The 26,948-nt window shown below is 74.5% G+C and carries 28 protein-coding genes; 3 read left to right on the plus strand and 25 right to left on the minus strand.

Features of this window, described 5'->3' with window-relative positions; all coding sequences use genetic code 11:
* Window positions 1–540: 540 nt before the first annotated feature.
* From ACLIRP_RS14545 to ACLIRP_RS14590, 10 genes are all read right to left on the minus strand, one after another.
* On the minus strand, window positions 541–1,074 hold the full coding sequence (locus tag ACLIRP_RS14545) for a hypothetical protein (RefSeq protein WP_412061184.1): 534 nt from the start codon (window positions 1,072–1,074) through the stop codon (window positions 541–543).
* A complete protein-coding gene (locus ACLIRP_RS14550) occupies window positions 1,071–1,496 on the minus strand; it encodes a flagellar FliJ family protein (RefSeq protein WP_412061185.1) in 426 nt (141 codons plus the stop codon). Before ACLIRP_RS14550 ends, ACLIRP_RS14545 begins: the two co-directional genes overlap by 4 nt.
* A 15-nt stretch (window positions 1,497–1,511) precedes the next feature.
* Window positions 1,512–2,834, minus strand: a complete 1,323-nt coding sequence (locus ACLIRP_RS14555) for a FliI/YscN family ATPase (protein WP_412061186.1) — start codon at window positions 2,832–2,834, stop codon at window positions 1,512–1,514.
* Window positions 2,831–3,544 carry a hypothetical protein gene (locus tag ACLIRP_RS14560; RefSeq protein WP_412061187.1) on the minus strand — a complete coding sequence of 238 codons (714 nt, stop codon included), beginning with the start codon at window positions 3,542–3,544 and terminating at the stop codon, window positions 2,831–2,833. The genes ACLIRP_RS14555 and ACLIRP_RS14560 overlap by 4 nt, the downstream gene beginning before the upstream one ends.
* Window positions 3,545–4,549, minus strand: a complete 1,005-nt coding sequence (locus ACLIRP_RS14565; protein ID WP_412061188.1) for a flagellar motor switch protein FliG — start codon at window positions 4,547–4,549, stop codon at window positions 3,545–3,547.
* A 48-nt stretch (window positions 4,550–4,597) separates the two neighbouring features.
* On the minus strand, window positions 4,598–6,241 hold the full coding sequence (fliF, locus tag ACLIRP_RS14570) for a flagellar basal-body MS-ring/collar protein FliF (RefSeq protein ID WP_412061189.1): 1,644 nt from the start codon (window positions 6,239–6,241) through the stop codon (window positions 4,598–4,600).
* A 104-nt stretch (window positions 6,242–6,345) separates the two neighbouring features.
* Window positions 6,346–6,654, minus strand: a complete 309-nt coding sequence (gene fliE / locus ACLIRP_RS14575) for a flagellar hook-basal body complex protein FliE (RefSeq protein WP_412061190.1) — start codon at window positions 6,652–6,654, stop codon at window positions 6,346–6,348.
* Window position 6,655: 1 nt separating this feature from the next.
* Complete coding sequence (locus ACLIRP_RS14580) at window positions 6,656–6,868, minus strand: hypothetical protein (protein ID WP_412061191.1); 213 nt, start codon at window positions 6,866–6,868, stop codon at window positions 6,656–6,658.
* 25 nt (window positions 6,869–6,893) lie between these two features.
* Entirely contained in the window at window positions 6,894–7,391 is a 498-nt protein-coding gene (gene flgC / locus ACLIRP_RS14585; RefSeq protein ID WP_412061192.1) for a flagellar basal body rod protein FlgC, read from the minus strand.
* 3 nt (window positions 7,392–7,394) lie between these two features.
* Window positions 7,395–7,727: a flagellar basal body rod protein FlgB gene (locus ACLIRP_RS14590; RefSeq protein ID WP_412061193.1), complete on the minus strand. Its 333-nt coding sequence runs from the start codon at window positions 7,725–7,727 to the stop codon at window positions 7,395–7,397.
* Between the two features lie 429 nt (window positions 7,728–8,156).
* Here ACLIRP_RS14590 and ACLIRP_RS14595 point away from each other — a divergent pair, with 429 nt between their 5' ends.
* Window positions 8,157–9,569 (plus strand): sigma-54-dependent transcriptional regulator, encoded by a 1,413-nt coding sequence (locus tag ACLIRP_RS14595; protein WP_412061194.1) that lies wholly within the window; start codon window positions 8,157–8,159, stop codon window positions 9,567–9,569.
* Window positions 9,570–9,704: 135 nt separating this feature from the next.
* Here ACLIRP_RS14595 and ACLIRP_RS14600 read toward each other — a convergent pair whose 3' ends face one another.
* The 14 genes from ACLIRP_RS14600 to ACLIRP_RS14665 all read right to left on the minus strand — a co-directional run bounded on the left by ACLIRP_RS14600 (window position 9,705) and on the right by ACLIRP_RS14665 (window position 21,823).
* Window positions 9,705–10,058, minus strand: a complete 354-nt coding sequence (locus ACLIRP_RS14600; RefSeq protein WP_412061195.1) for a hypothetical protein — start codon at window positions 10,056–10,058, stop codon at window positions 9,705–9,707.
* Window positions 10,059–10,111: 53 nt separating this feature from the next.
* Window positions 10,112–10,456 carry a hypothetical protein gene (locus tag ACLIRP_RS14605; RefSeq protein ID WP_412061196.1) on the minus strand — a complete coding sequence of 115 codons (345 nt, stop codon included), beginning with the start codon at window positions 10,454–10,456 and terminating at the stop codon, window positions 10,112–10,114.
* Window positions 10,457–10,459: 3 nt separating this feature from the next.
* A complete protein-coding gene (fliD, locus tag ACLIRP_RS14610; RefSeq protein WP_412061197.1) occupies window positions 10,460–11,974 on the minus strand; it encodes a flagellar filament capping protein FliD in 1,515 nt (504 codons plus the stop codon).
* A 3-nt stretch (window positions 11,975–11,977) separates the two neighbouring features.
* Window positions 11,978–12,343 carry a flagellar protein FliS gene (locus ACLIRP_RS14615; protein WP_412061198.1) on the minus strand — a complete coding sequence of 122 codons (366 nt, stop codon included), beginning with the start codon at window positions 12,341–12,343 and terminating at the stop codon, window positions 11,978–11,980.
* 288 nt (window positions 12,344–12,631) lie between these two features.
* Complete coding sequence (locus ACLIRP_RS14620; protein ID WP_412061199.1) at window positions 12,632–13,822, minus strand: flagellin; 1,191 nt, start codon at window positions 13,820–13,822, stop codon at window positions 12,632–12,634.
* A gap of 620 nt (window positions 13,823–14,442) precedes the next feature.
* The gene (locus ACLIRP_RS14625) at window positions 14,443–15,327 is read right to left on the minus strand and encodes a hypothetical protein (RefSeq protein WP_412061200.1); all 885 of its coding nucleotides are present in this window, start codon (window positions 15,325–15,327) and stop codon (window positions 14,443–14,445) included.
* A gap of 47 nt (window positions 15,328–15,374) precedes the next feature.
* The gene (flgK, locus tag ACLIRP_RS14630; RefSeq protein ID WP_412061201.1) at window positions 15,375–16,727 is read right to left on the minus strand and encodes a flagellar hook-associated protein FlgK; all 1,353 of its coding nucleotides are present in this window, start codon (window positions 16,725–16,727) and stop codon (window positions 15,375–15,377) included.
* A 12-nt stretch (window positions 16,728–16,739) separates the two neighbouring features.
* Window positions 16,740–17,150 (minus strand): hypothetical protein, encoded by a 411-nt coding sequence (locus tag ACLIRP_RS14635; protein ID WP_412061202.1) that lies wholly within the window; start codon window positions 17,148–17,150, stop codon window positions 16,740–16,742.
* Complete coding sequence (locus tag ACLIRP_RS14640) at window positions 17,147–17,572, minus strand: hypothetical protein (protein WP_412061203.1); 426 nt, start codon at window positions 17,570–17,572, stop codon at window positions 17,147–17,149. Before ACLIRP_RS14640 ends, ACLIRP_RS14635 begins: the two co-directional genes overlap by 4 nt.
* Before the next feature lie 4 nt (window positions 17,573–17,576).
* The gene (gene flgI, locus ACLIRP_RS14645; protein ID WP_412061204.1) at window positions 17,577–18,686 is read right to left on the minus strand and encodes a flagellar basal body P-ring protein FlgI; all 1,110 of its coding nucleotides are present in this window, start codon (window positions 18,684–18,686) and stop codon (window positions 17,577–17,579) included.
* 4 nt (window positions 18,687–18,690) lie between these two features.
* Window positions 18,691–19,344 (minus strand): flagellar basal body L-ring protein FlgH, encoded by a 654-nt coding sequence (locus tag ACLIRP_RS14650; RefSeq protein WP_412061205.1) that lies wholly within the window; start codon window positions 19,342–19,344, stop codon window positions 18,691–18,693.
* Window positions 19,345–19,361: 17 nt separating this feature from the next.
* Window positions 19,362–19,952, minus strand: coding sequence for a flagella basal body P-ring formation protein FlgA (locus ACLIRP_RS14655; protein WP_412061206.1), 591 nt, complete (start codon window positions 19,950–19,952; stop codon window positions 19,362–19,364).
* 284 nt (window positions 19,953–20,236) lie between these two features.
* Window positions 20,237–21,022 (minus strand): flagellar basal-body rod protein FlgG, encoded by a 786-nt coding sequence (gene flgG, locus ACLIRP_RS14660; protein WP_412061207.1) that lies wholly within the window; start codon window positions 21,020–21,022, stop codon window positions 20,237–20,239.
* Window positions 21,023–21,103: 81 nt separating this feature from the next.
* Window positions 21,104–21,823 (minus strand): flagellar hook-basal body protein, encoded by a 720-nt coding sequence (locus ACLIRP_RS14665; RefSeq protein WP_412061208.1) that lies wholly within the window; start codon window positions 21,821–21,823, stop codon window positions 21,104–21,106.
* Window positions 21,824–22,049: 226 nt separating this feature from the next.
* Here ACLIRP_RS14665 and ACLIRP_RS14670 point away from each other — a divergent pair, with 226 nt between their 5' ends.
* Window positions 22,050–22,616 (plus strand): hypothetical protein, encoded by a 567-nt coding sequence (locus tag ACLIRP_RS14670; protein WP_412061209.1) that lies wholly within the window; start codon window positions 22,050–22,052, stop codon window positions 22,614–22,616.
* A 51-nt stretch (window positions 22,617–22,667) separates the two neighbouring features.
* Here the strand turns inward: ACLIRP_RS14670 and ACLIRP_RS14675 are convergent, their stop codons facing one another.
* Window positions 22,668–22,967, minus strand: coding sequence for a hypothetical protein (locus tag ACLIRP_RS14675; protein WP_412061210.1), 300 nt, complete (start codon window positions 22,965–22,967; stop codon window positions 22,668–22,670).
* A gap of 241 nt (window positions 22,968–23,208) precedes the next feature.
* Here ACLIRP_RS14675 and ACLIRP_RS14680 point away from each other — a divergent pair, with 241 nt between their 5' ends.
* Window positions 23,209–26,877: a lamin tail domain-containing protein gene (locus ACLIRP_RS14680; RefSeq protein ID WP_412061211.1), complete on the plus strand. Its 3,669-nt coding sequence runs from the start codon at window positions 23,209–23,211 to the stop codon at window positions 26,875–26,877.
* Window positions 26,878–26,948 lie beyond the last annotated feature (71 nt).

The raw sequence follows: 26,948 nt of genomic DNA on the forward strand, positions 1-26,948 counted from the left end.
TCGCGGGGACCGGGGCATCTGCGGAGTCGCCAGCGGGCCGCGGAGGGAGCTTCGCCAGGGGGATCCCCGGCCGGTCCTCCCCGGTCGTCCTGCCGGATCCCGAGGCGCCATCGGCCGGTGTCGTATCGCGCGCCCCGGAGGGGCTCAGCGCCCGAAGAGCCGGGCCAACGTCCGAGGCTGGCGCGTCCTCACCGACGGCGGTGAGCGCCGCGGGCTCGCCCTCTGCAGGACCGCCAGTCGGCGCCCCTTCCGTCCCTTCCGGCTCGGCAGCCGCAGCGGCCACCTCCTCGTCGGCCGGTGTGGACCTGGCGGTGAGCCCGGTCACCGAGGTCGAGAGCCCCTCCAGCGGAAGGGAGACCGACGCCGAGTGGAGGCCGAGCCCGTCCAGCGGATAGGCCTCGATCGCGGGCGCGTCGGCCGACGGCGCGGCCGGCCCCGACGAGGCCGACAGCAGGTCGCCAAAGCCCGGCGCGGGAGCGGGGGCGTTGGCGGGCGCGCCAGCGGCGGCGCCGAGCGCGGACACGGTGTCGAGGGGAGGCATCATCGGGAGGCGGTGGTGTCGGCGGCCGAGGCGAGGTGGACGGGGGCGGCGCCGGGCAGGCGGTGGCGCACGAAGGCGGCGGCCTGGGCCGGCGTCAGCGCGTCGAGCAGGCGGCCCCGGTTGCGGGCGCTCGCGGCGTCGTAGAGGCGCACGAACGAGCGGCCGTCGAGCCGCTGCACGACCGCCGCGAGCGGGTCGTCGTCCATCTTGGCCAGCGTCGTCGCCAGCTCGGTTGTGACCTGGGCGGCGGCGGCGGTGGCCTCGGCATCCTCGGCAGAGACGGCCACGTCACGCTCGTCGATCACACGACGGAGCGAGTCGGCCTGGGACTCGGCGTGGGCGAGCCGGCGCTGGAGCACGGCCAGCTCGTCGGCGAGCGCGTCGACGGGGTCGGCCGCGGCGGGGCCGGCGGCCGACGAGTCGGGGGGCGTCTCGGCGTCGGCGCTCTGGCCGGGCAGCCCGCCCTTGAGGAACAGGACGCCGACGGCGAAGAACATGCCGGTCAGGCCGACCGTGAGCAGGAGCGTCTTCATCGGGCACGGAGGGTGGCGAGATCGTCGAGCTCGGCGATCTCGGCGCGGGCGGCGTCGGCACGGTGGGCGTCGGCGGCCTCGTCGCGGAGCGCGTCGACAGCCTGGTGCTGGCGGAGCGCGGCGGCGAGCGCGGTGCGCGTGGCGCTCTCCTGGATGCGGGCGCGCTCGGCGGCGGCGACGGCGGCGGCCTCGGCGCGGCGCAGGCGGTCGCGGTGGGCGGCGTGCCCGCCAAAGGCCGCGACGGTCGTCGTGTCGGCCGGGGCGAGCGCGGCGTCGATGGCCTGGGCGGCCCGGGCGGCCCGGGCCTCGGCCTCGGCGCGCGTGGAGACGGCGGCGCCCAACGCCTCGCGCGCGGTGTCGACCGACCGCTCGCGCAAGCGCAGGACGGGGTCGAGGGGAAACTGGAATCGGGAGCGGGCCATGGGGTCGAGGGGGGGCTATGCCGGAGAGGGCAACGACCGGGCCACGAGTGCCGAGAGCGCGCCGGCCACGTCGTCGGCGGCCTCGTCCGGGCCCTGCTGCAGGAAGGCGGTGAGCGCCGGCTGCAAGGCGACGGCGCGGTCGGCGGCGGGGTCCTGGCCGGGGGCGAAGGCGCCAACGCGGACGAGCGGCTCGACGTCGCGGTAGTCGGCGATCAGCGCGCGTGCGTCGCGGGCGGCCTGCCGGTGGGCGTCGGTCGTCACGCGGGGCATCACGCGCGACACGCTGGCGGGCACGTCGATGGCCGGAAAGTGGCCTGAATCGGCCAGTTTGCGCGACAGCACGATGTGCCCGTCCAAGATGCCGCGGACGGCGTCGGCGATCGGCTCGTCGAGGTCGCCGCCGTCGACGAGGACCGTGAACAGGCCCGTGATGGTGCCGACGGCGCCGGGCCCGGCACGCTCGAGGATGCGGGGCAGCAGGGCGAAGACGCTGGGCGTGTAGCCGCGCGTGGTCGGGGGCTCGCCGGCGGCCAGCCCGATTTCGCGCTGGGCCTGGGCCACGCGCGTCACGGAGTCCATCATCAGGAGGACATCCTTTCCGGCATCCCGGAAATGCTCGGCGATGGCCGTCGCCACGAGCGCGCCGTTGACGCGCGCCAGCGCCGCCTGGTCGCCGGTGACGGCGACGACGACGGACCGCGCCAGCACCTCGGGGGCGAGCGTGTCGTGGACGAACTCGCGGACCTCGCGCCCGCGCTCGCCGATCAGCGCGATCACGTTGACGTCGGCCTCGGACCGCGCGGCGATCGTGCCCAGCAGCGTGCTCTTGCCGACGCCGGACCCGGCGAAGATCCCGACGCGCTGGCCCTTGGCCATCGTCAGCAGCCCGTCGATGGCGCGGACGCCGGTCGCCAGCGGGGCGTCGATAAGCTGGCGGTCGAGCGGGGCCGGCGGGTCGGCCCGGACGGCGCGGTTCTCGGTCAGGCGGAGCGGGCCGAGCCCGTCGATCGGCTGGCCGCCCCCGTCGACGACGCGGCCCAGCAGCCCGTCGCCGACGGGGACGGCGTGCTCGCGCGCGCCGCGCTCGACCAGGCTCCCGGCGCGGAGGCCGGCCGCCTCGCCGAGCGGCATCAGCAGCGCGGCCTCGCCCCGGATCCCGATCACCTGGGCCGGGACGGTCGCGCCGGAGGCGCCGTCGGGGCGGATCGTGCACATCTCGCCGATGGCGGCCTCCAGGCCGGTCGCCTCGATGACCAGGCCGGTCGCCGACACGACGCGCCCAAAGTGGATGGGCCCGGGCGGCGACTGGCGGAGCGTGCGGAGGGCGTCGGCGATCATGACGTGGGGACGGACAGGCGGGCGCGGAGCGCCGTCATCATGTCGGCGCGGATGTGCTGGATGGCGGCGGCCGAGGTCGAGACGCCCCAGTCGCCCTCGGCGAGCCCAGGGTCGGCCTCCCACCGCAGGCCGGCGTGCGTGGCCTCGATGGAGGCGGCGAGCCCGGTCTCTTGGACGTGGAGCAGGTCGACGGGGTGGAGCGCGACGGTCACCGGGGCCTTGCCGCCGACGGCGTCGATGGCGCCGGCGAGCGCGGCGTCGGCGGCCGCCCTCTGGGCCGCGCTGAGCGGCGCGTCGAGGACGGCCTCGGCGACCTCGACCGCCAGCCCGATCAGCGGGGCTTCGAGCCCGCGGACCGCCTCGTCCCACCGGGTGCGGAGCGCGCCGGCGGCGGTCTCGGCAAAGGCGGCGCGCTTGGCGGCGACGGCCCGGGCGTCGTCGAGGGCGGCGGACAGCCGGTCGACCTCGGCCTGGAGCGCCGTCACCTGGGCCTCGCGCTCGGCGAGGCCGTCGGCCTGGCCCGCGGCGTACGACGCCGGGTCCGGGCCGGCCGTCTCGGTGGGCACGGAGAACGGGAGGAACCCGTCGATGGCCGACGGGGCGTCGGTGTCGAGCGCGACGAACGGGGCGGGCCCGGGAGCCTCCTCGGCCAGCGCGCCAAACGTGTACGGCTGCGACGGCCGGCCGCGCAGGATGTGGGCGGTCGGCATCTAGGCCTCGACGGGCTCGGCGGGCTCGAGCGAGAGCTCGCCGGCGTCGGCCATTTCGAGGACCATCCCGACCACAATCCGCCGGGCCACCTCGACCTCGGCCTTGGGGGCCGACCCGAGCATCTCGATCTCCTCCCGGATCCCGTCCCGAACGCGTTCGCTGACGTTCTCAAAGACCTTCGCCTTGAAGGCCTCGTCGCTGCCGACGAGGGCGCAGGCGAGGACGGGTTGCTCCACGCGCGAGAGGAGGACGGCGAGCTGGCGGGGCTGAAGCGTGACGAGGTCGCCGAACACGAAGAGGAGCTCCTCGATCTGGGTCGCCAGTTCGGGCGTCCGGGTGTGGAGGTCGCCGAGGATGAGCTGGCCGGTGGCCTCGCCCGCCTGAGTGAGGATGTTGGCCACCCGCTTGACCCCGTTCTCCCGGGGCGCCCGCCGCGCGCCGAAGTGCTGGCGGAGCGCGGCGTCGAGCGCGCTGAGCGCGCTGGCAGGCGGGGTGGTCAGCGTCGAGAGCCGGCGGATGACCTCGCCCTGCGTGTCCGTGGGGAGGTGCTCCAGCGTCGCGGCGGCCGCCCGCGCGGGGAGCTGCGACAGGATGACGGCGGCGGCCTGCGGGTGCTCGTCGGCCAGGAAGGATGCCAGATCCTCCGCCGGGACGGATTTCAAGAGGTCGAAACCGGCCCCCTCGGTTGCCGCCTCGAGGCGCGGGCGGATGGCCCCGGCGCGGTCGTCGTCGAGCCCGCCAAGCAGGGCGCGGGCGGCGTCGAGCCCGCCGGCCGCCTCGACCGGCGCGGCCGTGCTGGCGGCGGCCTGGAACGCGACCAGCACGTCCGCGACGAGCGCGGCCGGGACGCGGTCCAGGCGGGCGACCTCGACGGTCAGCCGCTCGACCTCGTCGTCGTCGAGCGCGGGCAGCAGTTGGCTGGCGGTCTCGACGCCGAGCGCGACGACCAGGACGGCCGCGCGCTGGGTCCCGGTCAGGGCGTCGAAGGAAGGGGAAGTGAGCATCGGTCGGGGGAGTCGGTCGGGGGGGCCGTCGGGGGCGTCGCGGGGGCGCTAGCCGGCGGACTCGTGGAGCCAGGTGCGGACGGTCGCGGCGGCGGCAGGCGCGTCGGCGGCGACCGAGGCGCGCAGGGTTTCGACGAGCTCGCTCGCCTCGGCGAGGCGGCGGGCTTCGGGCGAGAGCTTGGCCGCGTACGGGTCGGCCTCGACGGCCTCGATCGTGGCGCGGGCGCCCGCCTCGGACAAGCCGAGCAGCTGCCCGTCGGCGCCGACCGCCAGTTGGGGCTGGCCGGCCGCCGCCAGTTGGGGCTGGTCGGCGGGCGCGAGCTCGGCGGGCGGGGCGGGCGCGAGCTGGGGGGCGCTCGGGGACGGGCCGGGCGCGGCGTCGGCGTCGACCGGGGCGAGGGCCCCGTCGGCGACCCGGCGGAGCAGGCGGTAGCCCAGGAGGAGCACCAGGATCATCACCCCGTAGCGGAGCGCGAGCCCGATGTAGACCGACGCGTCGACGTTCGAGAACAGGCTGGCCTCGGGCTCGGCCGGCGCCGAAAAGCGGATCTGCTGGACCGCGAAGCGGTCGCCCCGCTCGTCGTCGTAGCCGACAGCGTTCTTGACGAGCGCCTCGATCTGGCGGAGCTGCTCGTCGGTGAACGGCGTCGGCGTGGCCTCGCCGCCCTCCGGCGGGCGCGCGAGGTCGGGGGCCGGGGCGGCCTCGTCGAGCAGGACGGAGACGGTCAGCGTGCGAATCGTGCCGGCCTCGCGCTCCGAGCGCGTCGTCGTGCGGCTGACCTCGAAGTTGCGGACCGACGACTCGGCGCCGACGCCCTGCCCGGTCTCGGCCTGCGTCTCCTCCGAGATCGCCGTCTGGCTCTCGGGGTCGACCTCGTTCGTCTCGGTGCTCGTGCGCGAGAGGTCGAGGTCGGCGGCGACGCGGACGACGGCGCGGCCGGGCCCGAGCATCCGGTCGAGCATCGACTGGCCCGCCTCGGCGAGGTGCGCCTCCACCTCCTGGCGCATCTTGACCTGCATCGTCGACAGGCCGGCGTCGGCGCCCGAGGCGCCCGGCCCGGTCAGCATCCGGCCGGCCTCGTCGAGCACGGTCACCTCGGCGGGCGACATCCCCTCGACCGCGCCGGCGACGAGCGCGGCGATCCCGGCCACCTGGTCCGCCGCCAGCGTCCCCCCGACGCCGAGCACGACGGAGGCCGACGCGGCGGCCTGGCGGTCGCGGAAGGGGCTCCGCTCCGGGAGCACGAGGTGGACGCGCGCGCGCCGGACCTGGCGGATCGCGCCGATCGTCCGCGCGAGCTCGCCCTCGAGCGCCCGCTTCATGTTGAGCCGCTGCATAAAGTCCGTCATGCCGAGCGTGCCGCCGTCGAAGAGCTCGTAGCCCGCCGGGCCGTCCGAGACGACCCCCTCGGTCGCCATCCGCAGGCGGAGGCCGTAGACCTCGTCGGACGGCACGTAGACCGCCGTGCCGCCGTCGCGCAGGGCGTACGTCACGCCTTGGGCGTCGAGCTGCTCGACGATGCGGCCGGCGTCGGCGGCGGGCAGGCTCCCGAAGAGGAGCGCGTAGTTGGGCTGGGAGGCCCACCGGCCGACGGCGAGGAGCGCCACCACGACGCCCACCACGACGGCCCCCAGCTGGAGGCGGCGGGCGGGCGGGAGTTGGTCGAACGACTGGCGGAAGCGGGCGAGCATGGGGGGTCAGTTCTCGGTGGTCAGTTCGCGGTGGTCGGGGGTCCGACCTCGGGGCTGCGGGGTGGAGGAGTCCGATGACCGACGACCGATCACCGACGACCTCGCTACACCTGCATCCGCATGAGCTCCTGGTAGCCGTCGAGCAGCTTGTTGCGGACCTCGGCGAGCAACTGGAAGTGGAGCTCGGCCTGGTTCATCGCGATCGTCACGTCGTGGACGTTGTCGGTCTCGCCGGCGATGAAGGCCTCGACCTGGGCGTCGGCCGTCTTCTGGGCGGCGTCGACGCGGCCGACGGCGTCGGTGAGCGTCTCGCGGAAGGCGGGGCCCTTGGGCGCGGGCCCCTCCGAGGGCTGGCTCTGGACCCGGATCGGGCCGCCGGACTGGACGCGGGCGGCGAGGGCGGCGACGGTCATCTCAGCCCCGGAGGTCGAGCCGGCTGCCGAGCGCGGGCGCCGCCTGCACGGAGCGGTCGGCACCGTAGAGCCGCTGGGCGACGGTCGGCTTGGCCGGGAAGGCGTCGGCGATGCGGGCGTGCTCGGCGGCGGAGAGCCGGGCCGCCGCCGCCGGCGCGGCCGGGCGGCGGATGGGGGTGGACGGCTGGGCCGTCTGAAGCGAGAGTCCGGTCATGTCGGTGTGAGCCGTATGGGGGAGGTCAGATGTCGAGGGATCGCTTGATCATCTCTTTGGCCGCCTTCACGGAGGTGAGGTTGGCCTCGTAGATCCGGTTGGCCGAGATCATCCGCGCCATCTCGTCGACGACGTTGATGTCCGGGTAGTGGACGTAGCCCTCGGCGTCGGCGTCGGGGTGCGTGGGGTCGTACTCGAGCCGCTCACGCGCCTCGCCGACGACCTCGGTCTGGGGGCCGAGCTCGGGCCCGTCCGCCAGCCGCGACCGCGTCGTGCCGCCGATGTGGCGGGCGTCGGTGCTGCGGAGCGAGAGCGTGGCCTGGCCGAGCGAGGCCTGGAAGCGCCGGAGCGCGGCGGGCGCCTCATGGACGGTCCGCTTGGGCTGGTAGGCCGTCCCGTCGGCCGTCCGCGTCGTCATGGCGTTGGCGACGTTCTCGGTCGCCACGCCGAGCGCGACGCGCTGGGCCTCGAGGCCGCGAGCGGCCGTGCGGAAGGGGCTAAAGGAGCGGAGGGGGGAGAGCATGGCTTAGCCGGTCCGGCCGGTGATCCCGGTGCGGACCAGGGAAAAGTGCTCGTGCAGGGCGCGCGTGGCGAGCTGGACGCGCATCTGGGTGTCGGCGAGCGCCATCAGCTCGTCCTCGAGCACGGGAGCGCGGTCTTCCTGGAGCATCTCGGCACCGACCTCCTGGGCCACGCCGGGCCCGCCGCGCCGGGCGCGCTGGAGCGACTCCTCGAAGCGGACCTCCAGCCGGTCGTACCCAGGCGTGTCGAGGTTGGCGACGTTCGAGGCGAGGCTCTCCATGCGCCAGGCATAGGCCTGCATCGCGTTGCGGAGAAGTAGGACAGGCGGCGTGTTCATCGTGGGGATTTCCCGTATCTGTGGACCCCCTTGCCAAGGGGGTGCCACGCCGGCCCCGGTGGGGAAACCGGCCCACAAGGCTTTCAAACAGCCCATTTTCGGCTACCAACGCCGATTCCTTGTTCCAACAGACGGAACCATCGTCCGGGCCCGACGGAAAGGGTTGCCTCGGGTCGGGGTCGAGCGCGCCTACGTTTGACACGATACCCGACCGTACGTGACGGAGTGGGCGCCCCGCGCCCGGGCCGCCCACCCCCGCGGCCCGTCCGGCGCGTAAAACTTGATTTTTAACTACTTATACAATCCTGACTATTGTGGCCGCCTCTCCGCCCTACCGCATCCCGTCTACTCCTCCACTACTTTCCTGATTGAGTCCCCCTCCGCCGAGCCCCCCCGGCGTGCTCGCCTCCCCGACAGATCCCACCACCTATGGCTGACGCCCCCCGCGTCCTTTTCGTCGACGATGAACTCCCCCTGCGCGACGTGGTGGCGCGACTGCTGGGCCGACGCGGCGCCGCCGTCACGACGGCCGGCGACGCGATGACGGCCGTCGAGCTGCTGCGCGACCAGCCGTTCGACCTGGTGCTGACGGACTTCCAGATGCCCGACATGGACGGGTTCGAGCTGCTCGCGCACGTCCGTGAGAACTACCCCTCGCTCCCGGCCATTATGATGACGGGCCACGCGAGCGTGCAGCACGCCGTGCAGGCGATGACGAGCGGCGCCGTCGACTACCTCCCGAAGCCGTTCTCCGTCGATGGGCTGGCGGACCGCGTGCTCGGCCAGATCGAAGCGCGGCGAGAGGCGGCGCGCACGGAGCCCGCCGGGGGGCGGCGGCGGCCCGGGCGGGCGGCGGCGGGCGGGGGCAAGCCGGTCGCGGGCGGCGTCGCCTTCGTCGGCGAGCACCCGGCGATCGTGCGGCTGCGCGACCTGGCCGACCGCGTGGCGGCGAGCCAGGCGCCCGTGTTCGTCCACGGCGAGAGCGGGACGGGCAAGGAGGTCATGGCGCGCTACGTCCACGCCCGGAGTGGGCGGACCGGCCCGTTCGTGGCCGTCAACTGCGCGAACCTGCCGCGCGAGCTGGTCGAGAGCGCGCTCTTCGGCCACAAAAAGGGCGCCTTCACCGGCGCCACGGCCGACCACACGGGCGTCTTCGAGGAGGCCGACGGCGGGACGCTGCTGCTCGACGAGGTGACCGAGGTGGCCCCCGAGATCCAGGCCAAGCTGCTCCGCGTGTTGCAGGAGGGCGAGGTCCAGGCCGTCGGCGCGCGCCGCCCCAAGGCCGTCGACGTGCGCATCGTGGCGACCACGAACCGCGACGTGACCGAGGCCATCGCCGACGGCAGCTTCCGCGACGACCTCTACCACCGGCTCGCTGTGTTCCCCGTCGCGCTCCCGCCGCTCCGCGACCGCGGCGACGACGTGGCGCTGCTGGCCGGCGTGTTCGTCGAGAAGTACCGCGCGCTCTACGGGCTCGGCCCGAAGGCGCTCTCGGACGCGCTGCTGGCCCGCTTTGCCGCGGCCGACTGGCCGGGCAACGTGCGCCAGCTCGAGAACCTGGTCCACCGGGGCGTGGTGCTCTCGGCCGAGCGCGAGACGATCGAGGTGGCCGACGTCGACCACGCCGACCTCGTCGACCACGCGCCGTCGGGCGGGCTCGCCGCGCGCGCGCGGTCGGTGACGACGCTCGACGAGATGGAGCGGGAGATGATCTTGACGGCCCTCGACACGTGCGGGGGCAACCAGGTCCGCGCCGCCGAGCAGCTCGGGATCTCGGACCGGACGATCCGCAACAAGCTCAAAAAGTACCGCGAGGAGGGCACGGTCCCGCTCGCGGCCTAGGGCGGACTCGCTGGTGCCCCGCGGCCGGGGCCACGGCCGGTGGCGCCTGGCCCGCCGACGACGCTGACCTCCGGCCTCTGGCGAGCCGGTCCCGAGCGGAGTCGGCGCCGTCACGGCGGTCCGGCTCCGCTCGGTTTAGTCGGTGAGGTTCTGGACGGCGGCCTCGGCGACCCGGGCGATCACCTCGGGCTGGTCGAACCGGCCCGCGCGCACGTCGGCGCGGAGCGAGGCGACGCGGGCGGCGTCGAGGTCGGCCGTGGAGCGGAGGGCGACGCGGGCCGAGTCGAGGTCGGCGTTCGCCTCCGACGAGGTCGTGGCGGCCTGGGCCCGGCCCGCGGCCGAGATCTCGACGCGGTCGCCGGATTCGGACGGCGGGGGGGGCGACCCCGCGGGGCGCTCGCCCTCGACGGCGGGGCCGTCGGGGCGGACCGGGCGGACCGCAGCGGCAAGCGGCTTCGCCTGCGGGTCGGGGCGATCGGAGATGGTCATGACGTGGTGGAGTCGGAGGGGCTACAGAATGGATCGAGGGGGCGCGGGGGGTCTTAAGCGCTGGTCTGTGAAGAGACGGCGACCTGTCGGCCCGTGTCGAGGCGCGCGGGGGGGGCGGGACGGGCATACGCGCCGGCGGCGGCGGCCGTGCGGCCCGTCGCGGCGAGGTCGTCGGCGAGCGAGCGGAGGCCGCCGCGCAGGACGGTGCGCAGGCGCTCGTCCTGCTCGCGGAACCGCTCGCCGAGCCCCGCCGGGGGCGGGCCCGGCGCGTCGCCGAGCGCGTCGATGAGGGCCGCCCGCGCGTGGAGCTCGGCCGCGGCTCGGCTGAGGTCGCCGGCCGTGAGCGCAGCCACCAGGCGGTCGCCCGCGTCGAGCACGTCGTGGAAGGGCGTGGGCATGGCCTAGAAGTAGAAGAGGGAGAGGAGCGAGGCCTGCTGGTTCTGTGCCTGCATCGAGACCTCCTGCAGGCGCGCGAACTGGGCGCGCAGCGAGTCCTCGCGGCGACTGATCCGCGCGTCGAACCGCTCGATCTGAGCGTCGAGGCTGGCGATCCGGCGGTCGGCCGACGTGCGGCGCTGGGCGAGCGTGCCGGCGGCGCCGGTGAGCCCCTCCGTCCGGGCCGAGAACCGGGCCGCGAGCCCGTCGTCGCCGGTGAAGAGGGCGCCGACGGCGTCGGGCGAGGCCTCGATGGCCGCCGTGAGCGCGGCCGTGTCGATGGTGAGCGTCCCGTCCCGAGCCGTCGAGATGCCGAGGTCCGCCAGGCTCCGGATGGGCCCGTCGTCGGTGACGGCGCGGGCGAGGTCGGTGCGCAGGCCCGAGCGGAGGCCGCGGACCGTGGCGTCGCTGGCGAACACGCCGCGCGTGCCGGCCTCGGGGTCGACGGCCGTCTTGGTGCGGATAAAGCTGGACAGCCCGTTGTACGCCTTGACGAACGCCTCGACGTCGGTTCGGATGCCCTTGCTGTCGGCCCCGATCTCGAGCGAGGCCGGGCCGTCGGAGGAGACGCCCGTCAGCGACAGCGTCACGCCGGCGAGCGCGTCGTCGATGGTGTTGGAGTCGCGGTAGACGTCGAGCCCGTCGATGGTCAGCGAGGCGCTGAGCGCCGAGTCCTCGTGGCTGGTGCCTACGGCGTAGACGGCGCCGCCGCCCGTGCCCGAGCGGACCTCCGTCCGGTCGACTTCGAGGGCGGCCAGGATGCCGTCGGGGTCGGAGAAGGCGAGCCGATTCGTGTAGCCGGTCGCCTCGCCCCGGAGCGACAGCCGCGAGGTCCCGTCGGTCTCAGAGACGACGGCGGCCGAGACGCCGGTGCCCTCCGCCAGCAGGCCGTCGGCCTCGGCCTGGGTGGCCGCGCTCGAGATGGCCGCGGCGAGGCCCGTCAGGATCTCCTCGTCCGTCGCCCCCTCGGCGGGCGTGTAGGCGACGGCGAGGTCGACGGGGTCGGCGCCGTCGGGCTGGGCGACCTGGATGGTGAACGACCGCTCGCCGACGGAGGCCGGGGTGGCCGGCGTAAAGATGTCGCCGGGGTCGCCGGGGTCCGTGAACAGGCCGACCAGCGTCGCACCGTTGTCGTCGAACCGCTTGGACAGGCGGGCGTCGGCGCGCGCGAGCGAGCGGACCTCGACGTCGTGGCGCCCCACGCTGGCGCCGTCGGCGGCCGTCGCCGTGAACCCGCCGCCGGAGCCGACCGTCGCGGCCTTCCCTGCGAACGGGGTCTGCAGGGGGTCCGTGAGCCGGTCCAGCACGCCGTCGAGCGCCGAGACCTTGCTCGAGAAATCGCTGAGGATCGCCTTGTAGACCGTCTGGTCGGACTGCTGCGACCGGAGCTTGAGGCGCGGCTGCGACTCGACAGCGATCACCTGCGAGATCAGCTGCTCGTAGACCGAGCCCGAGTTGGCGATGGTGGAGACGTTGGTCATGGGTTACGCGGCGAGCGCGGGCTCGCGAACGGCCTGGAGCCCGGTCCCGTCCGCCGAGCGCTCCGACGCCAGCGGCCCGGCCCGCCAGGCCTGGCGGAGCCCTTCGAGCAGCTCGGCCACGATGCCGAGGTCCCCGGCGTTCGCCGACCGGATGGCGAAGGCGTAGAGCTCGCGGAGCGAGGCCGCCAGCTCCCCGCCGCGCTCGAGGTCGAGCGCCGAGGTCAGCTCGACGAGGGCCCGGCGCGTGCGGAGGGCGTCGCCCGAGCGGGCGGCCGTCATGCCGATGCCGTAGAGCTTGTCGACGAGCGCGGCGGGCGAGGCCGAGCGGACGGCCTGGTGCTGGTACTGGCGGAGGGCGGAGGCGGACATCAGAGTGGGGAGACGGGAAGAGGGGGAGCCGTGCGTGCAGTATCGAGGCGGCCGCAAGGGGCTTTAGAGCACCCGGCAGGTTCTTCCTGACTCAGGGGAAAGCGGATGGGAGCGCCAGGCTGCCCCCTCCCCTGCCCCGCTGGCGCAAAACGCGTCCAGCCCGCTGGCGCGTTGGCGCCAGCGGGCTGGAGGGCGGGGCCCGGAGTGTTCGCCAGAACCGGGTGCCCCGTGTTGGGACCCGCCCTGGTCAGGCCCGGGGCGTCAGCCCCGGGCCGAGAGGCGCCCGCTCTAGAAGAACGAGAGGACGGACTGCCCGGAGGAGTTCGCCTGGGCGAACATGGCCGAGCCCGTCTGCTGCAGGATCTGGAGCTTGACGACTTCCATCTGCTCCTTGGCGAAGTCGGCGTCGGCGATCCGGCTGTTGGCCGCCTCGTAGTTCGTCTTCGAGGTCTCCAGGTTCTGGGCCTTGAAGTCGAGGCGGTTCTGCTGGTCGCCCAAGCCCTGGGCCGCGGTGTTGACCTTCTTGATGGCCGCGTCGATGGTGTCGAGGGCCGTCTGGGCGCCCGAGGCGGTCGTCAGGGTGAGCGACGAGGTGACGTCGCCGGCGTTCGTCCCCGCGGTGTACTTCGAGAGGTCGACCTGGAAGCCCTCGCCGTCCTCGCCCGCCGTCAGCGCGTCGGTCGTGATGGTGATGTTGCCGTCGCCCGTGTTGTAGGTGAACTCCGTGTCGCCGGTGTTGGCGGCGAGCCGGCCGATCGGGTTCGAGAAGTTGTCCGTGTCCGAGACGAGGATGGAGTCCTCGGAGTCGTCGTACTTGAAGAAGAGGGTCTGGACATCGCCCTTGTAGTCGGTCGCGTCGACGGTCGGGGCGTTGGTGGCGCCCCAGGCGGCGTAGTTCGAGCCGGCCGTGACGTCGACGGTTCCGGTGGAGGCGACCTCGCCGGTGCCGGCGGACACACTGCCGATCGAGAGCGTGCCGATGCCCATCTGGGCGATCGAGGCGTCGAACGAGTCGCCGGACTTGTCGCCGACCTGGAACGTGAGCGCGGTCGCGCCGGTGTCGTCGAAGAGGCTCTTGCCGTTGAAGTCGGCGCCGCCGAGGATGTCGTTGACCTCGGCCGTGAGCGCATCGACCTGGCTCTGGATGGCGGAGCGCTCGTCGGCGCCGAGCGAGTCGTTGCCAGCCTGGACGGCCTTCTCCTTCATCGTCTGCAGGATGTCCATGGTCGTGGTGAGCGCGCCCTCGGCGACGGTCATCATGGACTTGGCGTCGCCGATGTTGCTCAGCGCCTGGGCCTGGCCCCGCGTCGTGGCGGTCAGCTTGTTCGAGATCGTGAAGCCGGCCGAGTCGTCGGCGGCGGAGTTGATCCGGCTGCCGGTGGCGAGGCGGAGCTGACGCGAGCCGATCTCGTTCGACGTCTTGTTGAGGGACGACAGGGCCATCGCGGCCTGCGTGTTGGTGTTGATGCGGAAAGACATGGCAAAACCCGGAGGGCGGTGCGTGGGAGTGTTCTGGCGAGCCGGGGGATCCGGCCACGGAGCCCTTATCGAGACCGCCCGGGGGCCTTTCATGCCGGACCGGTCTGGGCGGTCGATTTTCGGTTTAGCGCGTCGTCTTGGAACGCGACCGTTCCCGATGGCCCCATGTCGACGCCGGCGCAGGGTGCCCAGGCCCGGCGGCGGGCGCCCCTAAAGAAGGCCCATCCACCTGTGATCGCAGTCGTTCCGTCGGGGCGAGCAGCTCGGGCCTGCCCCCGGGTCTCGGAGGCCGCCCGGCCCTCCCCGGGCGGCTCTCAGCGAGGACGTCGTGTGTGGGCTCGCGCCAGTCCCGCGTGCGCCAACCGGCCGCTGGCACCCACGCCGTGGGATCCCGCGGCGCGACGACGAGGCTTGCGCGAGCCCCGCCTGCGCCAGCGCCCCCCCTCTTACTTAAGAAGGTCAACTCCCCCGCGTTGCCGCAGCCGGCGACGGGCGCGACGCCGAGACAAAAAACACCCCTCGGATGAGGGGGCAGCTATCAGGCGGAGGTCCGGGGCTCGTGCCAGCCGTGGGGCTTGCGCCAGCCGACCGGCGCGGACCTGCCGCTGGCGCCAGCGGGCCTACAGGTAGTTCAGCAGCGACTGCTGGACGGTCGCGGCGGAAGCGCGGAGGGCGGCCTCGAGGCCCGTCTGGCGGCGCTGCAAGGCGCCGAGCACCGAGGCCAGGTCGATCTCCTCGATCTGGGCGCGCCGCTCGCCGGCCTGGATGTCCTGCGTCTCGATGGCGTCGCGGGCGTGGAGGAGCGTGCGCGAGACGGCGCCGCTCTGGCCCCCGATCCGGGCGTAGTGGTCGATGCCGGCCTGGACGCCGTCGAGCGCGGCGGTCATGTCGGTCGCCTCGCCGGAGCGGATGGCGTCGGCGAGGGCCTGGAGGCGGTCGGGCGCCGAGACGCCGTCGACCTCGAGGGCGGTCGTGACGTTGAGCGTGACGCGCAAGCCGGGGGCCACCTCGCGGCGGCGCTCGCCCGAGAAGTCGGCCGTGGCGACGGCGCCGGACGGGTCGATGGGCGCGGTGTCGGTCTGGGTCCCCGCGAAGAGGTACTCCCCGCCGCTCTGGGCGTTGAGGCGCGCGATGGCCTCGTCGCGCAGGCCCTCCACCTCGTCGGCCATCTGGTCGGTCGTGAGGACGCCGTTCGCGGCGCGCAGGCCGAGCACCTTGGCCTCGGTAAAGAGGTCGCCGAGCGCGCCGAGCTCCGCCTGCGTGCGGTCGGTCCACAACGTGGCCGCGTCGATGGACTCGCCGTAGCGGCCGAGCTGGTCCTGGAGCTGGGACAGCGAGGCGGCCTGGGCGAACCCGGCGGGGTCGTCGGAGGGCCGCTGGATGCGGTTGCCGGTCGCCAGCTGGGCCGTGAGCGTGTCGACGGCGGCGCGCGCGCGGGGCAGGGCGCGGTCGGAGGCCGACTGCGCGACGGCGCGCGTGAGGGCGGTGACGACGGGGCGGGGCATGGGGTCGGGGGGCGCGGGGTCGGCGGGGGGCCGCCGGCTCGCGGGGGCTACATCGCGAGGAGCGTGTCGAACATCTGGGTGGCCGTCTCGAGCACGCGCGCCGAGGCGGCGTAGGACTGCTGGAACTTGATGAGGTTGGTCATCTCCTCGTCGAGCGACACGTCGGAGACGCCCGAGCGGAGGGCCTCGGCGTAGGCCGTCAGCGAGGCGTTGGCCTCCGACGCGGCCGTGGCACGGCGGACCTCGGTGCCGACGCCCGCCAGCAGGCGCGAGGCCGTGGCGTCGAGCCCCTCGCCGATGCCGTTGATGGCCTCGGCGGTGCTCCCGTCGCCCGGGCCGGACGTCCCGGCGGCGACGGACTCGGCGGTGAGCCCCGACGCGAGCGACAGCGTCGCGGCGGTCGTGCCGGCCGGGTCGAAAAAGGGCTGGCCCGTCGAGCCGTCGAGCCCGGTGCCCGACTCCTGGGCCGCGTTGACACGCGTGACGAGCGTGTTCACCAGGCCGTCGAGGGCGGCGCGGGTCTCGGGGATGACGCGGCCGATCGTGTCGAGTTGGGCCCCGAGCACGCCGGACTCGATGCCGCCGAGCCCGATCGGGCGCGACGAGCCCGTCGCAAAGAGCGCCGTGGTGGGCTCCTCGGGCGGGCCGACGACGCGGAGCGGGAGGGGCGTCCCTTCCTGGACGACGACCATGCCGTCGAGCGAGAGCGTCACGTCGCCTTCGGGCTGGGCGCGGGCGGAAAAGGGGGCGATGCCGGCGAGCTCGTCGAGGAGCACGTCGCGGCGGTCGAGCGCGTCGAGGTCCTGGCCGCCCTGCGACTGGGCCGTGCGGATGACCGTGTTGAGCTCGGCGACCTCCGCGAGCAGGCTGTTGGCGCGTTCGACGGTCGCCGCGAGCCCGGTCTCGGCCGAGGCCTCCAGCCCGGCCAGCCCGGCGTCGACCATCCGCAGCGTCTGGCCCAGGCGCTGGCCCTCGGAGAGCAGCGCGTCGCGCGGCGCCAGCTCGGCCGGCGCGTCGGCGACGGACGACCACGCGCTGAAAAAGGCGCGGAGCGGGTCGAGCAGGCGGGTGCCGTCGGAGCCGACGGCGTTCTCGACGGCCGAGAGCAGCAGCGCCCCCTCCCCCGCCCCGTCGGACCCGGCGCGGCCGCGGCGGACGGCGTCGTCGAGGAGCCCGTTGCGGGTCCGGTCGAACCCGCTCACATGGACCCCGTCGCCGGCGCCGGGGAGCGCCTGGATCTGGACGCCGCCGCGCTGGCGGGGCGTCGCCTGCAGCGTGGCCGACCGGCGCGTGTAGCCGGGCGTCTCGACATTCGCGATGTTGTTGGCGGTGGCGTTCGTGCCGGCCTGGCTGGCGAGCAGCGACTGCCGGGCGGTCGAGAAGAGGCTGGTAAGGCTCATGGGGCCAGAGGGCTAGGCGCGGACCGTCCCCCGGCCGACGGGGGTGCCGACCGCGCCGCGAGCGGTGTAGACGTGGGCCGTCGGCGGGGCCGAGAGCCGGCGCCAGGCGCCGACCAGGTCGCGGCCGAGCGCGACGGCGTGTTCGAGCGACCCTTCGAGCGCGTCGCAGGCGGCGCGGGCGTCGCGGGCGGCGGTCTCGAGGGCGGTGCGTTGCGCGGGCGTCGCGGCCGGGGCGTCGGTGCGGGCCGTCCGGCGGACGCGCTCGCGGCGGCGGCGCTCGAGCTCGGAGACCGCGTCGAGCGTGCGGGCCGCGGCGGCCTCGAAGGCCTCCACGGAGGCGTCCGAGAGCGCCTCGCGCTGGGCGCGGGCGGCGGCGGCGATGGAGGCGAGCGCCTCGCGTTCGGGGGCGAAGGGGTCGGTCATGGGGTCCTCGTCGGCATATCGAAGGGCGGGGCCGGAGCTTTAGCGGCGTCGGAAAAAAAGGTCGGATCGGGCCGCTCCGTGTCGGGAGACGGGGCCGGGAGCGTCTCCGGGACGCGGCCGGCCCGCTCCCACTGGGCCGTCAGCAGCTCGGCGATGCCGAACGTGCCGGCGTCGACGAGGTGGTCGGTCAGCGTGTCCGTGAGGGTGTCGCGCTGGAGGTCGGCCTGGCCGGTCATCATGCCCTCCTGATCGCTCTGGAAGAGGTCCTTGGTCATGACCTCGACGAACTGGCGGACGAGCACGGACTCGAACTGGCGGGCCGCCTCGTCGGGCGACAGGGCATCTTTGCCTCGGACGGCGCCCGGGCGAGCCGGGGCGGCCGACGAGGTCGACGCGGGAACGGTGGGCTGAAGAGGCGTCATGGGCTTAGAGGACGACGAGCTCGCCCTGGAGGGCGCCCGCGCGGTCGATGGCCTGGAACACGGCGATCACGTCGCGCGCCGCGAGCCCCAGCTCGTTGAGCGCGGCGGCGAGCTCGGCGACGGTCGTGTTGGGCTGCAAGACGACCGATCGGGCCGTCTCCTGGTCGATGTCGACCGACCCGACGGGGACGGCGACGGTCTCGCCGTCGGACAACGGGTTCGGCTGAGAGACGACGGGGTCGACGGCCGTCGAGATGGTGAGCCCGCCGGTCGTGATCATCACCTCGGCGATCGTCACGCCGCCGCCCGCGACGACCGTCCCGGTCCGCTCGTTGACGACGATGCGCGCGGGCACGTCGACGCCGACGCGCAGGCCTTCGAGCGCGGCCATCAGCCCGGCCGCGCTCGCGTCGGGCGGGATCGCGACGCGGACGAGCCCGGCGTGGACGGCCGTGGCGGCGTCGGGGAAGGCGCGGTTGACGGCGTCCGCGATGGCGACGGCGTTCGTGAAGTCGGGCCGCAGGAGCGACAGGTCGAGCGGGCCGGCGCTGGCGCCGGCGGTCGCGGGGCGGACGACGAGCCCGCCGGACGGGACACGGCCGGTGTTCGTGGGGCCGGTCCGGGCCGAGCTGCCGGCGGCCGACGCCAGCAGGGCGCCCGTGAGCACGGAGCCCTGGGCCATCGCGGCGACCTCGCCGCCCGAAAGCTGGTCGAGAAGGGGCGTCTGGAGCAGGATCCCGCCCGAGAGTGAGCGCGCGTCGCCGAGCGAGGCGACGGTCACGTCGAGGGCCGTCCCGGGCCCGGCGTAGGGACTGAGGGTCGCCGTCACCATGACGGCGGCGGCGTTGCGGGACGACAGCGTGCGGGGGTCGACGGCGATCCCGAACCGCTCCAGCATGTTGGCCACGCTCTGGACGGTGTACGGCGCGCTCGACCGGCCGCGCGCGCGGTCGCCGGTGCGGTCGAGCCCGACGACGATGCCGTAGCCGACAAGCTGGACCGGCGCGGCGCCGGCCGGCACGACGAGGTCTTTGAGACGGGCGCTGGCCGACGGCTGGGCGAGCGCGGGGGCGGCGAGCGCCGCGACGAGGGCGAGGAGGAGGGCGGTGCGCATGGGGTTACTCGGCGGCGGGGGCAGCGATGTCCGCGACCACGTCGGCGCCGCCGCCGGACATCATGCCGAGGGCGAGCACGCCGACGACCACGGCGACCGTCCCGACGAGCGTCAGGAAGCGGCCTTTCAAGAACTTGGGGCCGCCCTCCTGGGCGTAGACCACGTCCGCATTCGCGATCTGGGTCGACAGGACGGTGTTGGAGGGGCCGACGTCGGCGGCGCGGACGACGCCGCGGACGGTCATCAGGTGGACGTCGCCGTCGACGTTGAGGCGGCGCTCGCCCTCGATCGTCAGGTTGCCGGCGCCGTCGACCTCGACGACGCGGGCGGTCAGGGTGCCGACGAGCAGGTCGCTCTGGACCGTCCGGCTGTCGGCGTCGCGGCGGCCGCCGACGCCGGCGTCGAGCCCGAAGGTGCCGCCGGTCGAGGCGGCGCCGCCGCCGGACACGTCGGCGCTGGCGCTGGCGGAGCTCTCGGACTGGCGCCGGGCCGAAGTCCGCTCGTCGAGAATGACCGTCAGCAAGTCGCCGGGCTGGTGGGCGCGGATGGCCGAGAACATCGAGACGATGCGGGTCGGCGCGGGCTCGGCGACGGCCACGTCGGCCTGGGCGAACGCGGGCGCGGCGGTGAGCAGGAGCAGGGCGAGGAGTCGGGGCATGGGTCCGGGGGGCGTAATCAGAGGGTGGCGGTCCAGTCGGCGGCGCCGGGGGCGGTCAGGCGGACGCGCGTGGCGCGCGCCGAAGGGCAGGTCGTGGTGATCGTCTCGCCGACGGCGCCGCGCTCGCGCGCCTGGCAGTCGAGCGTGATGACGACGGCCCCGCGCGTGTAGCGGACGCGGACGGTCTCGCCGGGCTCGGCGGCGGCCGGGGCGCGGACGTGGCGGGCGGTCAGGGCGGTGCCGGCGCGGAGCGACCGGGTCGCGAGCCAGTCGGCGCCGGGGCGCTCGGCCAGGCCGTCGCGCAGGGTCGTCGTCTCGACGCGCTCCAGGGCGACGGCGCCCGCGAGGGGCTCGTCGCGCGACACGTCCTTCGTCAAGACGGGGACGGCCTCGAAGACGGCCACGTCGAGGTAGGCCCAGCCGGCGGGCTCCCAGCCGGCGGCGGTCTTGTGCTCGACGCGGGCCGTGACGCGGCCCTTCGGAGCGGGGTCGTCGAACACGACGCGGAGCGGGGGGGCGGCCTCGGCAGCGGTGCCGCTGAGGCGGACGACGGCGACCTCGGCGTCGGGCCAGACGGCGGCGACGGCGGCCCGGGCGGCGGCGGCCACGTCGGCCTCGGTGGCGGTGTGCTCGGCAGACCCCCCGCTCGGACGCGCGCACGGAGCGCAAACCGAGCCGTGTTGGCGTGGCGCGTCCAAGCTGTCCCCCTTGCCAAGGGGGACAGTCCGCGCGGCGGTGTGCCGGCCGTGCGGGAGCGCTCGGGTGCTGGCGCCGGCCGCTCCCGTCGCGCGCTGCGCGGACGGGGGGTCTGCCGAGCGGGGCGCCGCGATGGACGCCTCGCCCACGCCCGCAAGCAGGCCGGCAATCGAAAACAACAGGGTCGCGAGGGCGATCATCGCTTGACGCCGTTCGCGATCTGGAGCATCTCCTCGCCGGCCTGCACCATCTTCGAGTTCATCTCATAGGCCCGCTGGCTGGCGATGAGGTCGACCATCTCCTGGACCACGTCGACGTTCGAGGACTCCAGCATCCCCTGCTGGACCGTGCCGAGGCCGTCCTCGCCGGGCGGGGCGACGACCGGGGCGCCGCTGCCCTCGGTCTGGGTAAAGAGGTTGCCGCCCAGCGACCGGAGGCCGGCGGGGTTGGGGAAGCGCGCCAGCTCGATCTGGCCCAGCTCGACGGGCTCGGTCTCGCCGGGGATCAGGGCGCGGACCGTGCCGTCGGCCTGGACCCGGAGCTCGAGCGCGTCGGTCGGGACCTCGATGCCGGGGTCGACGGCGAAGCCGGCCGGGTTGACGAGCATCCCGTCGGGCGACATCGTGAACGAGCCGTCGCGGGAGTACGCCCGCGAGCCGTCGGGCATCTGGATGGCGAAAAAGCCGGAGCCGTTGATGGCCAGGTCGAGCGCGTTGCCGGTCTCGGTCAGGCCGCCCTGCGTGAAGGTGCCGACGGTCGCGACGGCGAGCGCGCCGTGCCCCATCTGGAGCGTGGCGGCGGGCCCGGCGGACCCGTCCTCGCCACCCGCGGCGCGGACGCTCTGGTACAGCAGGTCCTGGAAGGCGACGCGCGAGCGCTTGAAGCCGGTCGTGTTGGCGTTGGCGAGGTTGTTCGCCGTGTTGTCGACGCTGGCCTGCTGGGCGCTCATGCCGAGGGCGGCGGTGCGGAGGGCTCGGAGCATGGGGGTGGGGGCAAGGGGGAAGCGGGAAGGGGCAAGGGCGAAAGGCGGGACTCATGCCCCATGCCTCGTGCCCCATCCCCTTTAGAAGGAGCCGAGGTCGCGGGTGGCGCCGCCCAGCGTTTCGTCGGCGGAGGTCAGGGCCTTTTGCTGGCTCTCGAAGAGGCGGACGTGGGACATCAGCTCGACCATCTCGCTGACGGCGTCGACGTTGGAGCTTTCCAGGAAGCCCTGGCGGATGCGCGTCTCGGACGGCCGGGCGGCGACGCCGGCGGCCTCGAACGTGGCGCCATCGAGGCGGACCAGGCTGGCGGGGTCGGCGACCTCGAACGTGGCGATGCGGCCGACCGCGATCCCGCCGACCGACACCTCGCCGGCCGTGGTCACCCCGATCTCGCCGCCCGAGGGCGGGAGCGTGAGCGGCCGGTCGTCGGTCGTGAGCAAGGCGTCGCCCTGGGGCGTGCGGACGGTGCCGTCGGCACCGAGCATGAACTCGCCGGCGCGCGTGTAGCGCGTCCGACCGGCGGCGTCGCGGATGGCGAACAGGCCGTCGCCCTCGAGCGCGAGGTCGAGCGGGTTGCCGGTCTGGACGGGGACGCCCTGGGCGACGTCGGCGGCCTGGCCGGCGACGCGCGTGCTCTGGGGGGCGCCCTCGCGGTCGATCCGCTCCGAGAGCGCGGTCGCGAAGGCCCGGTCGCGGCGGTAGCCGACGGTGTTGGCGTTCGCGAGGTTGGAGGCGACGCGGTCCTGGCGCTGGGCCAGTTCGCCCATGGAGGCGGCGGCGTTGCGGAGGCGGAGGAGCATCGGGGGCGGGAGGGGTGCGCCCGGACTGTTGCAAAGGGCCCGCCGCGCGGTACAAGGGCCCCCGTGGCCTGCTAGCGGGGATCCGGGCGGAAGCGGGTGCCGCGCGGCGGAAAGCCGTTCCGGACCGCCGCGTGGTGCCTCTCCGGGCGGATGACCCCTCGCACCAGGGATCGACGCACGGTCCCTACCGCCCCCCCGTCCCCCCACTCACCCGTCCTCCGGACCCATGCGAACCATGTTCCTCGCGGCCCTCGCCGCCCCCCTCCTCGTGCTCGCCGCCTGCGACGCGGCGGCCCCCTCCTCCGCCTCCGACGCCCTCGAGGCGGAGGCCACCCCGACCGCCGACGCCCGGCACGGCACCCGCGGCCTCAGCGCCGTCCGGCGCGCGACCGCGCGCTACCACCGAGTCGACCGCGCCGTGGCCGACGGCTGGGGCGCCGTCGCCGTCAGCGAGTGCGTCGAGCACCCCGTCCTCGGCGGGATGGGGCACCACTACGTCCACCTCGGCCACCTCTTCGACGGGGGCGCGCTCGACCCGGCGACGCCGGAGGCGCTCCTCTACGAGCCCCAGAAAAACGGTCGGCTCCGCCTGGTGGCCGTCGAGTACATCGTCTCGTTCGACGACGAGTCCCGCCCGGGAGACGGCGGGACGGCGCCGGAGCTGTTCGGCCAGACGTTCCACCCGAGCGAGCCCGCCGGCGGCTGGGCCCTCCACGTCTGGGCCTGGCGCCACAACCCCGCCGGGATGTTCGAGGACTTCAACCCCCGCGTCTCGTGTGAGCACGCCGAGTGACCGGGGCGTTCCGCCTGCGACCCACCGGGGGCGCGGGCGAGTCGTCGGCGTCTAGTTCAGGCTGAAGACGGCGACCACGAGCGGGCCGCGGGCGGTCCCGTCGGGGCGGACCTCCTCGGCCACGAAGGCGCCCGTGGGCTTGATGCCGGTGCGCTCCCAGAGCGCCGGGCGCCAGCCCTCGGGGAGGGGCACGGCGTGGCCGGCGCCGGCGTCCCAGGCCTCGCCCTCGGGCGCCGCCAGCTCGGCCTGGGCCACGGCCACGATAAACGGCGCCATCAGCATCTCGACCTCGCCGTCGGCGCCGAGCCGGAGGGGGACACCGATGCGGGCATTCGTGCGGTACTCGGGCATGGGGATGGCGGGGGGGACAGGCCCCAAGGTCGCACCGGCGGTGGGCACCGTCGCGTCATACGGGCGTGCCCCCCGCGAGGCGGCCGTCGCCGCCGTGCGGCGCTCCCAGCGCCCCCAGTCCGGCCGCCGCCAGCGCCGGGTTCACCGGAGTTTACATGAGGTTGACATGGGTCCGCGCCACTCCCCCCGTGGCGGTGGTATGATCGGCGGGTCGCCCCCCCGCCCTCCTCTCCCACACAGCATGCGATTCTTCGCTACGGCCCTCTTCGCCCTCGCGGCGGTGGCCGCCACCGCCCAGCCGACCGACCTCCTGATTACGGAGTACGTCGAGGGCTCCAGCTTCAACAAGGCCGTCGAGGTCTACAACGGGACCGGCGCGCCGGTCGACCTCTCGGGCTACACGCTCGAGCTGTACTCGAACGGGAGCGCCACGGTCAGCCAGTCGGCGGCCCTGTCGGGCACGCTCGCCGATGGCGACGTGTTCGTGGTCGCCCACGGGTCGTCCGACCCCGCGATCCTGGCGCAGGCCGACCTGGTCAGCTCCAGCGTCGCCAACTTCAACGGCGACGACGCCGTGGTCCTGCGCGGGGCGCTCGGCGTGGCCGACGTCGTCGGGCAGGTCGGGTTCGACCCCGGCTCGCAGTGGTCCGCGAACGGGGTCTCGACCGAGAACGCCACCATCCGCCGCAAGGCGGCCTCGTGCACCGGCGACACGGACGCGTCCGACGCGTTCGACCCGTCGGTCGCCTACGAGGCGTTCCCCACCAACACGTTCGACGGGCTCGGCGCGCACGCCGCCGCGTGCGGCGCGGGCCCCGGCAACACGCCGCCGGCCTTTACGGCGTCGCTCGCCGACCAGACCATCCCGGCCGGCGCGGCGTTCGCGTTCGACTACGACGCGACCGACGCCGACGGGGACGCGCTGACGTTCGCGCTCGCCGACGGCCCCGTCGGCGCCACGCTCGACCCGGTCACGGGCGAGTTCGCCTGGACGCCCGCCGACGCCAACCAGGGCCAGGCGGTCGCCGTCACGGTGACGGTCACCGACGGGACTGCGACGACGACGACGTCCGCGACGCTGACCGTGGCCTCGGACGGGCCCGGCAGTCGCGTCTTCTTCTCGGAGTACGTCGAGGGCAGCTCGAACAACAAGGCGCTCGAGATCCTGAACGCGACGGGCGGGCCGGTCGACCTCTCGGCCTACACGGTCGAGCTGTACTTCAACGGCGCGACGTCGCCGGGCCGGACCGAGACGCTCGCGGGCACGCTCGCGGCGGGCGACGTCTACGTGATCGCGAACGCATCGGCCGACCCGGCCATTCTGGCCGTCGCCGACATCACGTCCACGGTCACGCTCTTCAACGGCGACGACGCCGTCGTGCTCCAGGGCCCCGGCGGGGTCGCCGACGCCATCGGGCAGGTCGGGTTCGACCCGGGCTCGCAGTGGGGCTCCGGCGACACGTCGACGGCGAACGCCACGCTCCGCCGCAAGGCGGACGCGTGCGAGGGCGACGCGAACGCGACCGACCTGTTCGACCCGGCCACGCTCTACGACGCGTTCGCAAACGACACGTTCGGCGGGCTCGGCTCGTACGACGGGACCTGCCTCGCGGGCGGCGGCGGCGGCGGGGCCGGCGCGCCGGCGTTCACGGCCGCGCTTGCAGACGCCTTCGTCGACGGCGGGACGCCGATCGCGTTCGACTACGACGCCGAAGACCCCGAGGGCGACGCCGTCACGTTCGCGCTCGTCGACGGGCCGGCCGGCGCCACGATCGACCCGGCGACCGGCGTGTTCGCCTGGACGACCTCGACGACCGGCGTCTACGCCGTGACCGTCTCGGCCTCCGACGGCTCGGCTTCCGCCACGACCACGGCGGTCGTCGGCGTGCGCGGCACGCTGTTCCCCGGGCAGAGCGGCGCCGAGCTGCGCGCCTCGATCCGGGCGGCGTACACGCCCGACCAGACGCTGGGCTACGCGCCCGCTCGCGACGTGATGTATGGCGAGATCGACCGGGCCGCCGACGGGACCGTGACGGGCGTCTACACCGGGTACTCGGTGTTCCTGCCCGAGGGCGTGGACCCGAGCACGTACCTGTTCGAGAACGGGATCAACGCCGAGCACACGTGGCCGCAGTCGAAGGGCGCCGGCGACGAGCCGGCCCGGAGCGACATCCACAACCTGTTCCCGGCCAAGGACAACGTGAACTCGGCCCGGAGCAACAAGCCGCTCCTCGAGATCGACGACGCCCAGACCGACGTGTGGTACCGGTTCACCACGTCGACCACGACGCCGCCGGCGACCGACCGCGACAGCTACAGCGAGTCGACGGTGTTCGGGTTCGAGCCGCGCGAGGTCCACGAGGGGAATGCGGCCCGGGCCGGCGTCTACTTCTACACGATCTACGAGGCGCTCGCCGACCTCCCCTTCCTCCTGGAACAGCGCGATTCGTTCGTGGCCTGGGACGAGGCGGACCCGGCGGACGTGGCCGAGGTCGTCCGGACGTACGAGATCGCGCGCCGCCAGGGGAACGTCAACCCGTTCCTGCTCGACGACACGCTGCTCGACCGGGCCGTCTCGGACATCGTGCCGCCGACGCCCGACGAGGTCACGATCGCCGAGGCCCGCCAGCGGCCCGATGGCGACCTGGTGGCCGTCGAGGGCCTGGTGACGCGCGCCGAGGGCCGGTTTATCCGGTTCGAGGACGCGGGCGCCGGCCTGACCGTGTTCCAGTCCTCGGGCGCGGTCCGCGCGGCCGTCGAGGACGGGACGATCGCCGAGGGCGACACGCTCCGCATCGTCGGCACCATGTCGTCGTTCAACGGGCTCCGCCAGATCAACCCCTCGGCCTTCGAGGTGCTCTCGCGCGGGAACGACCTCCCGACGCCCCAGCTCGTCACGCTCGCCGAGCTCGTCGCGAACGGCGAGGCGTACGAGAGCGAGCTGGTCCGCATCGACGGGCTGACCGTCGTCACGGACGACGAGGTGTTCGCGGCGAACCGCTCGTACACGGTGACCGACGGGACGACCGAGCTCACGCTCCGGACGCCGTCCGCCGACGACGGCCTGCTCGACGGGACGGCCGTCCCGACCGGCCCGGTCGCCTTCGTCGGCGTGGTCGGCGAGTTCCGGGGCGACTACCAGCTCGTGCCGGTCCTGGAGACCGACCTCCGCGACGACACCGCGCCGGAGATCGTGCTCGTGGAAGGCCCGTTCGTGCTGACCTCGCCGAACCACCGCATGGTCCGGTTCGAGGCGGCCGACCTGGTGGCCTCGGTGACCGACGGCGGGACGGCGATCGACCCGGCCTCGGTCGTCGTCGTGTCCGTCTCGAGCGACGAGGCGGCCGACGCGACCGGCGACGGCTCGACGGCGACCGACATCGTCGTCGGGTGCGACGGGTTCGAGGTCCGGGCCGAGCGGTCCGGGCGCGGCGACGGCCGCGTGTACACGGTGACGCTGGCCGTGGCCGACCTGGCGGGCAACGTCGGGACGGCCTCGTTCACGATCGGCGTCCCCAAGGGCCGCAAGAACGAGGCGGTGGACAGCGGCGTGGCCTACACCGTCGAGTCCGGGTGCTCGCCCGCGGCGCCGGCGGCGGCCATGGCGACCGCGCCGGCCCCGATGGCGGCGGCCTCGGTGGCCGCTTCCGAGACCTCGCTCGGCGCGAACGCGCCGAACCCGTTCTCGACGTCGACCGACCTGTGGTTCTCGCTCGCCGAGGCGGGCGGGGTCCGGCTGGCGGTGTACGACGTGACGGGCCGCGAGGTGGCCGTGCTGGCCGACGGCGAGACGGCGGCCGGGACGCACCGCGTGACGTGGCGCCCGGCCGGCCTGGCCGGCGGCGTGTACCTGGTGCGGATGACGGCCGGGGCGTTCTCGGCGACGCGGCAGGTGCTGCTCGTCCGCTAGCCCCGGGATTCTAGACAGGCTCAGGGCCCCCGCCGAGACGTCTCGGCGGGGGCTTTTTTTGTCCGGGCGGG

The sequence above is a fragment of the Rubrivirga halophila genome (assembly GCF_046845755.1).
Classification (GTDB): Bacteria; Bacteroidota; Rhodothermia; order Rhodothermales; family Rubricoccaceae; genus Rubrivirga.